Origin of the sequence: Parabacteroides sp. CAG:2 (assembly GCF_000436315.1) — a bacterium.
GTDB classification, from domain to species: domain Bacteria; phylum Bacteroidota; class Bacteroidia; order Bacteroidales; family Tannerellaceae; genus Parabacteroides; species Parabacteroides distasonis.
Genome location: NZ_FR885264.1, coordinates 1 through 13,399 on the forward strand (window position 1 = coordinate 1; position 13,399 = coordinate 13,399).

Annotated in this window: 12 protein-coding genes, 1 tRNA gene and 1 pseudogene; 6 read left to right on the forward strand and 8 right to left on the reverse strand. The window is 46.3% G+C overall.

The window, feature by feature from the left end:
• Positions 1-145: 145 nt before the first annotated feature.
• Genes QVP94_RS02265 through QVP94_RS02275 form a run of 3 tightly spaced genes read right to left on the reverse strand, consistent with a single transcriptional unit; the run spans position 146 to position 2,697 of the window.
• The gene (locus QVP94_RS02265) at positions 146-949 is read right to left on the reverse strand and encodes an MBL fold metallo-hydrolase (RefSeq protein WP_005858162.1); all 804 of its coding nucleotides are present in this window, start codon (positions 947-949) and stop codon (positions 146-148) included.
• Positions 950-998: 49 nt separating this feature from the next.
• Positions 999-2,063 (reverse strand): asparaginase, encoded by a 1,065-nt coding sequence (locus QVP94_RS02270; RefSeq protein ID WP_005858163.1) that lies wholly within the window; start codon positions 2,061-2,063, stop codon positions 999-1,001.
• Positions 2,064-2,085: 22 nt separating this feature from the next.
• Entirely contained in the window at positions 2,086-2,697 is a 612-nt protein-coding gene (locus QVP94_RS02275; protein WP_009274919.1) for a trimeric intracellular cation channel family protein, read from the reverse strand.
• A 172-nt stretch (positions 2,698-2,869) separates the two neighbouring features.
• Here QVP94_RS02275 and QVP94_RS02280 point away from each other — a divergent pair, with 172 nt between their 5' ends.
• On the forward strand, positions 2,870-4,351 hold the full coding sequence (locus tag QVP94_RS02280) for a DUF3943 domain-containing protein (protein ID WP_005858165.1): 1,482 nt from the start codon (positions 2,870-2,872) through the stop codon (positions 4,349-4,351).
• Here QVP94_RS02280 and QVP94_RS02285 read toward each other — a convergent pair.
• On the reverse strand, positions 4,348-5,985 hold the full coding sequence (locus QVP94_RS02285) for an ABC-F family ATP-binding cassette domain-containing protein (protein WP_009274918.1): 1,638 nt from the start codon (positions 5,983-5,985) through the stop codon (positions 4,348-4,350). The two genes, QVP94_RS02280 and QVP94_RS02285, sit on opposite strands and share 4 nt — an antisense overlap.
• A 17-nt stretch (positions 5,986-6,002) precedes the next feature.
• Positions 6,003-6,194 carry a hypothetical protein gene (locus QVP94_RS02290; RefSeq protein WP_009274917.1) on the reverse strand — a complete coding sequence of 64 codons (192 nt, stop codon included), beginning with the start codon at positions 6,192-6,194 and terminating at the stop codon, positions 6,003-6,005.
• Positions 6,195-6,330: 136 nt separating this feature from the next.
• On the opposite strand from QVP94_RS02290, the gene QVP94_RS02295 reads away from it, so the two are divergent.
• The gene (locus tag QVP94_RS02295; RefSeq protein WP_005858168.1) at positions 6,331-6,879 is read left to right on the forward strand and encodes a 30S ribosomal protein S16; all 549 of its coding nucleotides are present in this window, start codon (positions 6,331-6,333) and stop codon (positions 6,877-6,879) included.
• An 82-nt stretch (positions 6,880-6,961) separates the two neighbouring features.
• Here QVP94_RS02295 and QVP94_RS02300 read toward each other — a convergent pair whose 3' ends face one another.
• Both QVP94_RS02300 and trxA read right to left on the reverse strand, forming a co-directional pair.
• Positions 6,962-7,294 (reverse strand): CGGC domain-containing protein, encoded by a 333-nt coding sequence (locus QVP94_RS02300; protein WP_005866270.1) that lies wholly within the window; start codon positions 7,292-7,294, stop codon positions 6,962-6,964.
• An 84-nt stretch (positions 7,295-7,378) separates the two neighbouring features.
• Entirely contained in the window at positions 7,379-7,852 is a 474-nt protein-coding gene (gene trxA / locus QVP94_RS02305; RefSeq protein WP_005858169.1) for a thioredoxin, read from the reverse strand.
• Between the two features lie 192 nt (positions 7,853-8,044).
• Between trxA and QVP94_RS02310 the strand changes: the two genes are divergently transcribed.
• Positions 8,045-8,129, forward strand: a tRNA-Ser gene (locus QVP94_RS02310).
• Between the two features lie 114 nt (positions 8,130-8,243).
• Positions 8,244-9,239 carry an Acg family FMN-binding oxidoreductase gene (locus tag QVP94_RS02315; protein ID WP_005858161.1) on the forward strand — a complete coding sequence of 332 codons (996 nt, stop codon included), beginning with the start codon at positions 8,244-8,246 and terminating at the stop codon, positions 9,237-9,239.
• Between the two features lie 3 nt (positions 9,240-9,242).
• Here QVP94_RS02315 and QVP94_RS02320 read toward each other — a convergent pair whose 3' ends face one another.
• Positions 9,243-11,309 carry a cation:proton antiporter gene (locus QVP94_RS02320; protein WP_005858160.1) on the reverse strand — a complete coding sequence of 689 codons (2,067 nt, stop codon included), beginning with the start codon at positions 11,307-11,309 and terminating at the stop codon, positions 9,243-9,245.
• A gap of 287 nt (positions 11,310-11,596) precedes the next feature.
• Between QVP94_RS02320 and QVP94_RS02325 the strand changes: the two genes are divergently transcribed.
• Positions 11,597-12,886: a hypothetical protein gene (locus QVP94_RS02325; RefSeq protein WP_011966568.1), complete on the forward strand. Its 1,290-nt coding sequence runs from the start codon at positions 11,597-11,599 to the stop codon at positions 12,884-12,886.
• Positions 12,887-12,916: 30 nt separating this feature from the next.
• Positions 12,917-13,399 (forward strand): annotated as a pseudogene (locus QVP94_RS02330) (UPF0164 family protein); the annotation flags it as partial.

Below are 13,399 nucleotides of genomic sequence, written 5' to 3' on the forward strand. Positions count from 1 at the left end.
ATTTGCTCTACCAACTGAGCTACCAAGTCATTCTGTTTCGCTATCGTTACTTTTTCAAACCACCGTTTGTTTCTCGATTGCGGGTGCAAAGATAGAGGTTTTATTTTTCCCCGCAAACTTTTCGACTACTTTTTTTCATAAAATTTTAATCAAACTCGTAAATATCCGAGGGTGTAGTCCGCTTCAACGCTACCAATGAGACATCTTTCCCTACCCTTATGCCCTCTTGGAAAAGACGTATATCCACTGTCTTATAGGCCAGTTCGGGATGGTTATTGTCCCGGCTGAGATGGCAAAGCCAGATATTCTTCAAACCGGTATTATAATGGGTCGCCAAGAACTCCGCGGCCTCCCTATTACTCAAATGCCCGGTCGGGCTCGCCACCCGCTCTTTCAAGAAAGCAGGATATGTACCGAAACGAAGCATCTCCTCGTCATAGTTCGCTTCCAATATTAAATGGTTCGCCATGCAGATATATTTCCCCACCGTGTCCGTGATATGGCCTACGTCGGTAGCGAAAGTGAATTTATGATTACCATACTCGATATGGTACCCCACATTATCAGTACTATCGTGAGGCACCTCGAAAGCCGTGATACGGAAATCACGGATAAGGAATGGAACTTCTTTTTCTATAACCTTGCGAGAGACACATAAGGTCTCCTCCACATACCGGCTCTTATCAATCCCCCGGTGCACGTCGGCTGTCGCATAGACAGGAATGCAAAGCTTCTCGCCCAAATACCCGACCGTCTTGATATGATCCGCATGATCGTGGGTAATCAACACGGCCACGATCTTGGTAAAATCGATCGACCGGTCCTTCAATACTTTCTTTATGGTCCGGATTCCGATACCTGCGTCAATCAGCATACCGAATTCCGAAGTCCCCAAATAATAGCAGTTCCCACTGCTCCCACTAGCTAAACTCAGAAATGATAGTTTCATACTCTCCTATTCCGCAACACTGCTTTTTTTCTGTTTTACATAGTATACACTAGGGGCGGAACGTCTCAGGGATCGATACCTCCCCGATCAACGAGCAGTTCATATGCTCCTTCACCTCGTCGGGTGTCAGCCCATGGCCGAAGAGGAACATTAGCTTCGTCACGGCGCTCTCCGTCGTACTATCGAAGCCGCTCGTCACGCCTGCCTCCAACAATTTGTGCCCCGTCTCATAACGGTGCATCTCCACACTTCCGGCCCTACACTGAGTAACATTCACGATAACGATACCACGGTCTACAGCCTCCTTCAACATATTCAAGAACCATTCCTCGCACGGAGCATTTCCGCTTCCGAATGTTTCCATCACCACACCTTTCAGACCCGGGATATTCAGGATACTTTCCACTACTTGCGGAGAAATTCCGGGGAATAGTTTTAGTATAGCGATATTTCGGTCCAACAAATAATGCGGCTTCAGCGGCTTACGCGATACCGGATGATATACCTGCGGCAGATCATACTTGATATAGATACCCGCATGAGCCAAAGCCGGGTAATTGTACGAACGGAACGCATTAAAATTATCTGCATTTATCTTACTCGTACGATTCCCCCTCAATAAATCATTCTCAAAAAAGATACAGACCTCCGGGACCAACGGTAAGCCGTTCTCCTTGGCAGCCGCTATCTCGATCGCCGTAATCAAGTTCTCCTTCCCATCGGTACGCAACATCCCGATCGGTAATTGCGATCCCGTAAGGATCACCGGCTTACTCAGGTTCTCGAGCATAAAACTCAATGCCGATGCCGTATACGACATTGTATCCGTGCCATGCAGTACCACGAAGCCGTCGTATTTCTGATAATTATCGGCGATGATTTTCACGATCTTCATCCACGAGTCCGGCCCCATCTCCGAGGAGTCCATCGGAGGATCAAACTGTATCGTGGCCACCGAATACCCCAGTTTCTTCAACTCCGGCATATTGTCCTTCAAATGCTGGAAATTAAACGACTCTAACACTCCAGTCTCCGGATTCTCGATCATACCTATCGTCCCACCCGTATATATCAACAGGATGGAAGCCTTTTCTTGTTGAGTATGCATGTCCATATAATTATGCAAAGTTAATAAATTATTCTTCTCCTTTCAACACCGGAACACTTATATGATATTTTACGGCGATTATACGTGCGAGGAACACGCTCAACGCCGATACGAACTGTATCATCGCCGCCGACATAGAAGTTTGCATACATATATAATATATCAAACCGCCAAAGACACAAGCCAACGCATAAATATCTTTCCGGAATATCAAAGGTTCCTCATTAATCAATATATCCCTCATCATACCGCCAAACGAGCCGGTTATGGTTCCCATCACGATCGCCACCCACATGGGGAACCCGAAATCCAAGGTCTTGGCGATACCTACCACCACAAACAACCCCAATCCGATAGCATCGAATATAAAAAATGTATTGTTCAAACGGATCACGTATTTTCGGAAAGCGATAACGAACAACAAAGCCAAGGCCGAGACAACCAAATAAGAGGCTTGTTCCATCCAAAAAGGCACCGCGTTCAATAAAATATCACGAATCGTACCTCCTCCTACAGCGGTCACGACACCCACCACATAGGCGCCAAACCAATCAAATTGTTTCGCAGAAGCCAATCTTATGCCACTTATGGCAAACGCAAAGGTCCCTGTATAGTCACAAAAGGTGATAAAATCTATCATTTTGTTTTTTTCGCAAAAATACGGAATAGTTCGCAAATAACAGCATTTATAGAAAGAATACCTAACAATAATTTAAACCAAACGAATCCCTTAATGTTTATTATATATAAGTTTGCGGAGTGGTTATAACCGTAACCTATTGATTTTTATTTACAAAAGAGAATTGAGTTAGATGAGGATGAAAAAATGCATGTTGATCGGGTTGATCTGTCTGCTATCCAGCCAATGGATGTGGGGGCAACACTTCCCTCAGATGGATGCCCGCAATTACGTGAGCGACACGGCCCTTTTCATTCCACGCCGCCCTTGGTTGGCAGCAAGCGAGGTATTCGGAATGAACATGGCCGTCTGGACTTTCGACCGTTTCTTAATGAACGAGGATTTCGCGAAGATAAACGGACATACGATTAAGCAAAACTTCAAGACGGGGCCTGTTTGGGACACGGATAAGTTCTCTACCAATCTGGTGGCCCATCCCTATCACGGATCGTTATATTTCAACGCGGCCCGTAGCAACGGACTGAATTTCTGGCAATCCATTCCATTCGCGGCGGGAGGCAGCCTAATGTGGGAATTCTTTATGGAAACGGAACCGCCCTCCATCAATGACATGCTTGCCACCTCTTTCGGCGGTATAGAATTAGGTGAGATTACCTACCGGCTCTCCGACTTATTCATCGACAACCGCTCCCACGGGGCGGAACGTGTGGGACGGGAGATCTTATCCGGTTTGATATCTCCGATGCGGGCGATCAATCGTATCATCACGGGAGAAGCTTGGAGACACAGCAGCTCCAAGGGGCGTGTCTACACCTCGGTTCCCGTAAACTTCATCGTGGGTGTCGGCCCTCGCTTCCTTGCCGAGCAGGAAGGCTCCAAGCATGGCACTACGAGCATGCACGTATCCTTCAGGTTGGATTATGGAGATCCTTTCAATGATGATTTCTATTCGCCCTATGAATGGTTTCAGTTGAAGGCCGGGTTCGATTTCTTTTCGAGCCAGCCGCTCATCAGCCAAGTCAATGCCGTTGGGGCTATCTGGGGGAAACAGGTCTGGAGTAAAGGCCCTCGTAGTCTGGCCGCTGGAATCTTTCAGCATTTCGACTACTATGATTCCGAGTTAAAATCCAATAGTTCCCAAACGGTAGCTCCCTACCGCATATCGGAAGCGGCGGCGGTCGGTGGTGGATTGATCTATTACAAAAGAGGCACGCCGGACAATAAGGTAGATGTTTACGCCGAATTATACGGAACAGGAGTCGCCTTGGGCGCAAGCATCTCCGATTACCTCCGGCTGGAAGAGAGAGATTATAATCTGGGAAGCGGTTATAGCGTGAAAGCGTTTACCGGATTGGCCTACGATAAACGCTGGGCGTTCTTGATCGATTTGGAGAACTACCATATCTTCACATGGAAAGGATACGAGCCGGATATAGACTGGAATGCGGTGGACCCTACAAAGTTAAACGTACAAGGCGATGCCGGCAACGCACGTTTAACGGTATTTTCCACCACCTTAGCCTATATGTCCAAGCATAAATGGAATATTGCGTTGCGAAATCGTTATTTCTCCCGCCGTACCCATTATAAGTATCATAAAGATATAGATAGCTCCACGTATGATATTATGCTGACGCTTGGGTGGAGGATTTAATTCTTCCGCTCAAGCTCACGCAGATTCTCCATCTTCTTGCGCTGCATAAACTCATAGATGCCTTCCAAATGCTCCGTCACTTTTTGGTTTCCGAACTCATAGACCTTAGAGACCAGCCCATCCAAGAAATCACGGTCGTGGGATACGACGATCAACGTCCCGTCAAAGTCAAGCAACGCCTGCTTCAAGATATCCTTCGTCTTCATATCCAGATGGTTTGTCGGCTCATCCAGAATCAGCAAGTTCACAGGCTCCAACAATAGCTTAATCATGGCCAGACGTGTGCGCTCGCCACCGGAAAGCACCTTCACCTTCTTCGCCGAGTTCTCGCCGCCAAACATGAACGCACCCAGCAGATCCTTGATCTTATTACGGATATCGCCTTGCGCCACATCGTCTATCGTCTGGAAAACCGTAAGATTCTCATCCAGCAGGGAGGCTTGGTTCTGGGCGAAATAACCGATCATCACGTTATGCCCCAGCGTCAACGTCCCCTCATGCTCGATCTCTTTCATGATACACTTCACCAAGGTAGACTTACCCTCGCCATTCTTCCCGACGAAAGCGATCTTATCCCCTCGCTCGATCATCAGATTAGCGTTTCGGAAAACCGTATGATCGCCATACGCTTTCGAGACATTCTCGATCGTCACCGGATAAGAGCCCGAACGAGGCGAAGGCGGAAACTTCAAGCGCAAAGCCGAGGTATCTTCCTCATCCACCTCCAAGATCTCCAGTTTCTCCAGCATCTTCACACGGCTCTGCACCTGCAAGGTCTTGGAGTACGTGCCCTTGAAACGCTCGATGAACTCTCTCGTCTCGGCGATCATCTTCTGTTGCTCGTCATAAGCCTTCTGTTGTTGCTCACGACGTTCCTTCCGTAATTGCAAGTATTGGCTATAGTTTACCTTATAATCATAAATCCGGCCCATCGTCACCTCGATCGTACGAGTCGTGATATGATCCACGAACGCACGGTCGTGGCTGATCACCACTACGGCCTGACCGTTATCGATCAAGAAATCCTCCAACCACTGGATAGACTCGATATCCAAGTGATTCGTCGGCTCGTCCAGCAAAAGGACATCCGGTTTCTTCAACAGTAGTTTCGCCAGCTCGATACGCATACGCCAGCCACCGCTGAATTCACTGGTTTGCCGGTCGAAATCCTCCCGTTTGAAACCCAGTCCCAACAAGGTTTTCTCTATATCGGCGTCGTAATTGATCTCCTCTATGGAATAGAATTTCTCGCTCAAGGTAGAGACCCGCTCGATCAGCTCCATATAACTATCCGACTCATAGTCCGTACGAGTCTCCAGTTGCTTATTCAATTCGGCGATCTCCGCCTCCATCTCGTGCAGATGGGCGAAAGCCTGCGCCGTCTCCTCGAAAACGGTACGGCCATCCTCCGTCATCAAATGCTGCGGCAAATAAGCGATCACGGTATCTTTAGGGGCGGACACTTTTCCACGGCTTGGCTCCCGCACGCCGGCCAATATCTTCAACAAGGTAGATTTACCGGCACCGTTCTTACCCATCAAGGCGATACGATCTTTCTCGTTAATCACAAAAGAAACATCCGAGAAAAGGGCGCTTCCACCAAACTCTACTGTTAGTCCGTCAACTGAAATCATATGTTTATTTTAATACATTAATATAATGAAGCCGCAAAGATAAGAAAAATCCCTTTCATTAGGGATGTACAGGAGATTTCATACGATCTTTCCGGGGCAAGACTAGGAAGAAATTGGTTGCCGATGCCGTCGGCAATATTTTCGACGCCGTCAGCAATATTTCCGACAGCGTCAGCATTATTGCCGACGGTGTCGGCAACCAATTGCATAAGGGACTAATCCCTTAAACTACCTTTAAAAAAAGCAGAAGCATCCACATATTTTCCAACAAAACGCTTGTTTTATAAACAGAAACTCCTATCTTTGCACCCGCTAATACAAACAGCTTAAATTAATTATTCAAACATGGCAACAAAAATTAGATTGCAAAGACACGGTCGTAAAGGTTACGCCTTCTACCAAATCGTGATCGCAGACAGCAGGGCTCCACGTGATGGAAGATTTATTGAAAGGATAGGTTCTTATAATCCGAACACTAATCCTGCTACAGTAGATTTGAACTTCGAAAGAGCTTTGTATTGGTTACAAGTAGGTGCTCAACCTACAGACACAACTCGTAACATTCTTTCTCGCGAAGGCGTTTGCTTGAAAAAGCATTTATTGGAAGGTGTTAAGAAGGGTGCGTTCGACGAAGCCGCAGCTGAGGAGAAATTCCAAGCTTGGTTGAAGAACAAACAAGCTTCCGTACAAGCTATCAAAGAAAAAGACAGCGAAGCAGCTAGAGCAGAAGCTAAAGCACGTCTTGAGGCTGAAAAGGAAGCGAATAAGGCAAAAGCAGAAATCGTAGCTAAAAAGAAAGCAGAATTGGCAGCAGCTGAAGCTGCTAAGCAAGCTGAGGAAGCAGCCGCAGCGGCTCCCGCTGAAGAAGCTCCGGCAACTGAAAGCGCTGAATAATTCGTGCGATGCCAAAATAAAAAAGAGGACATTTTTCAATGCCCTCTTTTTTTATGCCTTTTCCACCAGCTACCGGATCTTCCTAATGCGTATAATCGATCAGCCGGATGCCATCGCCTAAATCGTTCTGGATAACATCCTTCATCCTTTTGGCGAAAGGACAGGCATAACCTATCGGCGTCCCTTTTTGGATACAGGAAGCAAAAGCGATACTATCCGCCCCTCTATTCACCAACTCCCTCGCCCTTAATACGGCCTTTTTTCCGGGACAACCTCCGCAATTGATAAACCCGATGATCTCAATATCTTCCTCTACGCCCTCAAAGGCTCCCTTTTTCTCACGGATCATCCTAAAATCAGTAGTACCGGGGCAAAAATCCTCTGTTTGCATACATCTGATAATTCCTACTTTCATAAAGCATCCCTCCCAATTAAAAAAGCCGTAAAATCTAAAATTCTACGGCTTTCCGATCTATAAATGATGATTAACTAAGTCGTGTTACTTCTTCTTCAACAAGAAAGTATCGATCTGTTTCACAAACTCCTCACGGGGAAGAGCTCCCATCGATATCTGAGGCTGTCCTTCCTTAGGGATAAACAAGAACGTAGGAATACTTTGTATACCGAAAGCGGCAGCCAACTCCTTTTCCTTATCCACATTTACCTTATAAACTACGATATCATTCTTATACAGGATAGCCAAATCCCTTAAAATAGGAGCCACTTGCTTGCAGGGACCACACCAGTCCGCATAAAAATCGATGATACAAGGCTTATCACCTTCATATACCCATTTCGTTGCGTTCTTCTCGTAATTGAATACCTTTTGCAGGAACTCTGCCTTGTTCAAAGTAACGACCTCTCCCTTGGAGGCGGTACCAGCCTCACTTGATTTATCTGATTTAGCGGACATCGAGCAGCTTACTAATAGCAGCACAACCGAAACCAGCCATAAACTTTTCAACTTTCTCATATAGAAACCTTTTACTTGATTGATAAATTATTTGCTACAAAAATAGCAATAAAAAGGGGATTCCCACACATTCTATTCTTAAAAGAAAAGAATAAACAAAAAGAAAAAAAGCGCATAAGACTCTTGTATATTCCAAAAGAATGACTACCTTTGCAAAGCAATTAAACGAAACGTTTGATCGCAAAACATATTGGAAAGATGGCAGAGTGGTCGATTGCGGCGGTCTTGAAAACCGTTGAACTGAGAGGTTCCCGGGGTTCGAATCCCTGTCTTTCCGCAGAGAGTCCTGTAAGGCGAAAGCTTTACGGGATTTTTTGTTTTTGAGGCGTTTGTCCGGGCACAAACGGAAAGAGGTAGCGGGCATCGCTAGAATGAGAAAGTGTATAATAATATGGAAACAGGATCATTGCGGATAAGTGATATACGGCCGGATTTTATCTATATGATGGAACAAGCCGTGAAAGCCCCATCGGGGCATAATACCCAACCTTGGTTGTTTCGTGTGCAAAAGGATAGGATACAGATTCTTCCGGATATGAGTAAGTCCCTTCCGGCCGTAGATCCGGATAACCGTGAGTTATTTATTAGCTTAGGATGCGCCACCGAGAATCTTTGCATTGCGGCTGAGGCAAAAGGATATACTCCGCTACCGTTTTTTTCAGGATCGGGGGAGATCACCGTACTCTTGTCGGAGGCATCGATGATTAAGGAGACGAGTGGGCTTATCGAGGAAATTTCGGTGAGACAGACGAATCGAGGCATATATTCCGGGGAAATGATTCCATCGGATCAACTGAGCTATTTGAGGAATACGCCTTTGGAGGAAAATATCAGTCTGCATTTGTGGTCGAAAGGAGAGTGGGAGTTCGATACGCTTTCTTCTTATATATTTGCGGGGAATAACCGGCAAATGAACGATCGTCTGTTTAAGCGAGAGCTGAAATCATGGATGCGTTTTAATAAGAATCATGTACGAGCTACATCGGACGGCCTGAGTTATGCGGTGTTCGGGGCGCCGAACCTTCCCCGTCTTATCTCAGAGACAATCATGGGAAGTGTCTTGAAAGCCGGCATACAAAATAGGGGAGACAAGAAGAAGCTGGACTCTTCTTCTCATTTAGCCTTGTTCGCCTTACGGATAAATACGCTACCGGAATGGTTTGCGCTAGGCCGGAGTTTGCAACGTTTTCTTTTGAGAGCTACGGAAAAGAATATCGCTTTCGCCTTTTTGAACCAGCCTTGTGAGGTGCGTGATCTTTCCGGTTTGCTGGCGAAAGACTTGTCTTTCACCAACGAGATTCCAGCCTTGATCCTCCGTCTGGGATACGCCAAGCGGAAAATGCCGTACTCACCTCGAAAGTCTTGGCGTGAGAGGCTGGTTCCGTAATGGTTAAGTCAGATAGCGAGTACCCTCGTTCATGCCAGCCTGCACGGGATATGCCAATACGAAACTGTTTGCCTGGAAGTATTTGTTGAGGTACTTGGGGATACGGGCCATGGCGGGAGCGTAGGAAAGTCCTTCCTTGCGGCTAAGGATAATCCACATCGTGTCGTCCGGTTTTATATCCCGGAAAACGATCAGGAAGTCATCCCAGTCGTTGAATTCGATATAACTGGCTTCTCCGCTTTTCTTGGCTAATAATTTCTTTAAGGCATTCAAGGTCGCTTCCGAACCGTAAAAGACTGTCGCTGCACCTGTGTTCTGGGTCACGTTTCGTAACCGGAAGATGATTTGGTTGAAACCGATTTCTTTTTCGGCCAATTCCGGGATGATGATCAGATGCCGTCTAACGGTAGAGATGGGTTGTGCGGGCTTGTATATGAATGTACTTACACTACTTTCCGCCAATACACTTTCCACGATATGGCCTAGGAAGGCCGCCGGTATATCTTTTTCCTTGTGCAATCCCACTACCAGATCTGTGATCTCCCGCTCTTTTACCACGCTGGCGATAGCATTCGATACGCTTAAGTCATATCTTAATAAATCTTTCATCCGGGTATCCGTGGCGGCAGCCGTATTGACTGCGGTCTGTAGAACCCTGCGGGATTGTTTTAACGCTTTCTCGTCTGAATGATGGTTATCTATCACTTTTAGGGCAAACAAGCCGTTCTTGTTTTGGGGAGATTTGATCGCCAAGCTGAGGTTGACCAGCTCTTCCACGGTCTCTTCATTGCTGACCGGTATCAAGATATGCTCTGATTCTTTTTTGTTTTCCTCCTTATCGGATATATCTTGGGCCGCTATGTTATGAGCGCCTTTTTGGGCGGCGAAAGAGGCGATGGTACAAGTGACAAGTATCATCAGGATCGTACCGTTCAACACGCTCTCATTTAATAACCGGATTGGTTCCCCATTAGCGTCTGTTCCGGTGATTACGTTATATCCGACCATCACGGCGGCCAATGTAGCGGCGGCTTGTGCGTTACTTAAGCCGAAAATAACGCTTCGCTGATCTGTGGACAGATGGAAAGTCTTTTGGGTCATCCAAGCGGCTATGTATTTGGCGGCCGTAGCTACGATAATCATGATAAGCCCTACTTTAATGGTCTCGAAACTGGTAAAGAACGTACGATAATCTATTAACATACCTACGCCCAACAAGAAGAATGGGATGAATATGGCATTTCCTACGAACTCGACACGATTCATCAAGGGTGAGCTTTGCGGGATAAGGCGATTTAGGGCTAGTCCGGATAAGAACGCCCCGATGATCGCCTCCATACCCGCTACCTGAGCTAGGAAAGATCCCAGAAATACCATCACCAGCACGAATATATACTGTGATATATTATCGTGTACATGCTTAAAGAACCAACGCCCAATGAAAGGGAAACCGAATAATACGATTAACGCAAATATCAAGATGGAAACCCCCAGACGAATCCAAAACATATCGTTGACCTGTCCGGTGGCCATGCCGACAATGATCGTTAGGACGAGCAATGCCAAGGTATCAGTGATCATCGTTCCTCCTACGGTGATACTGACAGCTTTGTTTTTGCTGATACCCAGTTTGCTGATAATCGGATAGGCGATCAATGTATGGGAGGCGAACATACTGGCGAGTAAAACGGAGGTCAATACGTTGAATCGCAGGACCCATATTCCGACAACCGTTCCTAGGATCATCGGAATGAGGAATGTGTACATGCCGAATGCTAGGCTTTTCGTACTATTTCTCTTAAAATCCGCCATGTCGATTTCCAATCCGGCGAGAAACATGATATAAAGCAATCCCGCCGTCCCGGACAAGATAATGCTGCTATCCCGTAATACGAGATTAAAGCCGTGCGGTCCGATAATTGCGCCGGCAATGATCAGTCCAAGCAGGTGAGGGATTCTCAGCTTGTTTAATAAAAGGGGAGCGGCCAGGATAATTAAAAGAATCAAGAGAAATTTTAATACCGGGTCCGCTAAGGGCAATGTGAAATCTATTGTCGAGGCTAATACCATATGCGTAATTTTTTCGTTATAATTTGAAACAAAAATAATAAGAATTTGCGGAGATTGCAGCGTTTACGCCAACTTTGCATCTTCTTTTATAGATAACAATGAATGTGTGAGTTTTATAAGTTAAAGTATATGTAAATCTTGGGACATTAGCGTGAACCGATTATATTTGTACATACATTGCATTGAGTTTATTGTTATAAAACTAAAAAGCGTTTAAACCCTTTGCATAAAAGGGTGTCAAACATGAAAAGAGAAAAATATTTATTTAATGTAGAGGAGAAACAAATATGAAACCCATGAAATTAACATCTTTAGTGATGATGCTTCTGATCGCGTTTAGTGCCGCGGCTCAGGAGGAGTTCTTTGATGATGTGTATTTCTCTTCCAAAAACAAGAAAAAGAAAGAACAGGTTGAAGAGAAAAAGGTTGTTCAGCCGAAACAGGAGTCTAGGGCCCTGGTCGCTACAGCCAAGAGCCCAGCTTCTTCAGACAGCCGGGATGTGGATGAATATAACCGTCGTTATACATCAGTCGAGGTAGAGGAGCCTTATCGTGAGGATGATTCCGTTATCTATGAGGATAGCGATGAGAATGAGTCTTCTTCCGAGCGTCGTTCGGATACTGAATATACGGAACGTATCATTCGTTATCATTCGCCGAGTAAGATTACGATCGCCGGAGCGGATCAAGTCGATTTGTATCTGAGTGACGGATATTATGGTTACGGCTATGATACGGATTATTCGAACGGTAGCGCGAACGTGAATTTTAATATCAATGTCGGCAACGGCTGGGGCTCGCCTTGGTATACAGGTTGGTACGATCCTTGGTTCTATAGCTATAGCCCTTGGTGGACTTATTCATCTCGCTTCTACGGCCCGTCTTGGGGATTCGGCTGGGGCTGGGGAGGCTTTTATGCCGGCTATTATAGTCCGTGGTACGATCCATGGTATGGCCCGTCTTGGGGCTGGGGTGGAGGCTATTGGGGTGGCCATTGGGGACATCATCACCATTACTATCCCGGTTACTACTCGACTCCAAGTAGACATTATTCAAACGGACGTTCCTCTTATCGAGATAATCGCTCTTATGCGAGTGGCAGAGGTTCCGGTTATACAGGTGGGCGGAGCAGTGGCTCTTCTTCCTTGAGAAATTCAGGATCGACTACAAGACCTTCGTCTTCAAGTTCATTGAGCAATGGACGTGCGGGATCTACCCGTAGGGAATCTGCTATATCCTCTGGTGCGGGACGTCGTTCCTCTTCTTCTGTTAGAAATTCGGCAACGACAAGAAGTAGCTCGGGCATACGTAATAGCTCGGCGAGAACAAGGATTTCCAGAAGTAGTTCTGGAGCCGCATCTTCTTCCGGACGTCAATATTCAGCTCCGGTAACACGTTCCTCTTCTAGGAGCAGTAGCGATTTCTCAAATAGTCGCTCTTCTTCCAGTCAATTTAGAAGTTCCTCTCCTTCTCGTAGTAGTTCGGTAGGTTCTTCTTCCGGTAGCTTCGGTGGAGGTCGTTCTAGTGGAGGCTCTGTTGGTGGCGGAGGTGGCCGTGCCGGTGGTGGTCGCAGGTAAAAGTGTTAGGTTGATAAAATTAGAGATACGATGAAAAGGATAGGAATTATAATGTCGGTGCTTGCCCTGTGTGGCGGCACCGCTTTTTCGCAGTCACAGTTGGATGCCTTTAAGTATTCCCAGACGGAGTTGAATGGTACGGCTCGTTATTTAGGAATGGGTGGTGCTTTTGGTGCGTTAGGTGGTGATATTTCCGCTATGAATACGAACCCGGCAGGCTTGGCGATTTATAAAAGCTCGGAGGTGGTTACGACATTGAGTTTGTCTTCGGCCTCGGCGAAGACCGATTGGCTTGGTTCGAAGGTGGATAACAGCCGTACGAAGGTGAGTTTCGATAATATCGCTTACGTAGGATATTTCCCGACAGCGAATGATGAGGGTATCGTGAGCTGGAACGTTGGTTTCTCTTATAATCGCTTGAAGAATTATAGCCGGAACTATACGATGGCTACAGGAGGTGATTTGAATACTTCTCTTTCTGATTATGTGGCCATGCGTGCGGCAGGGATGCCT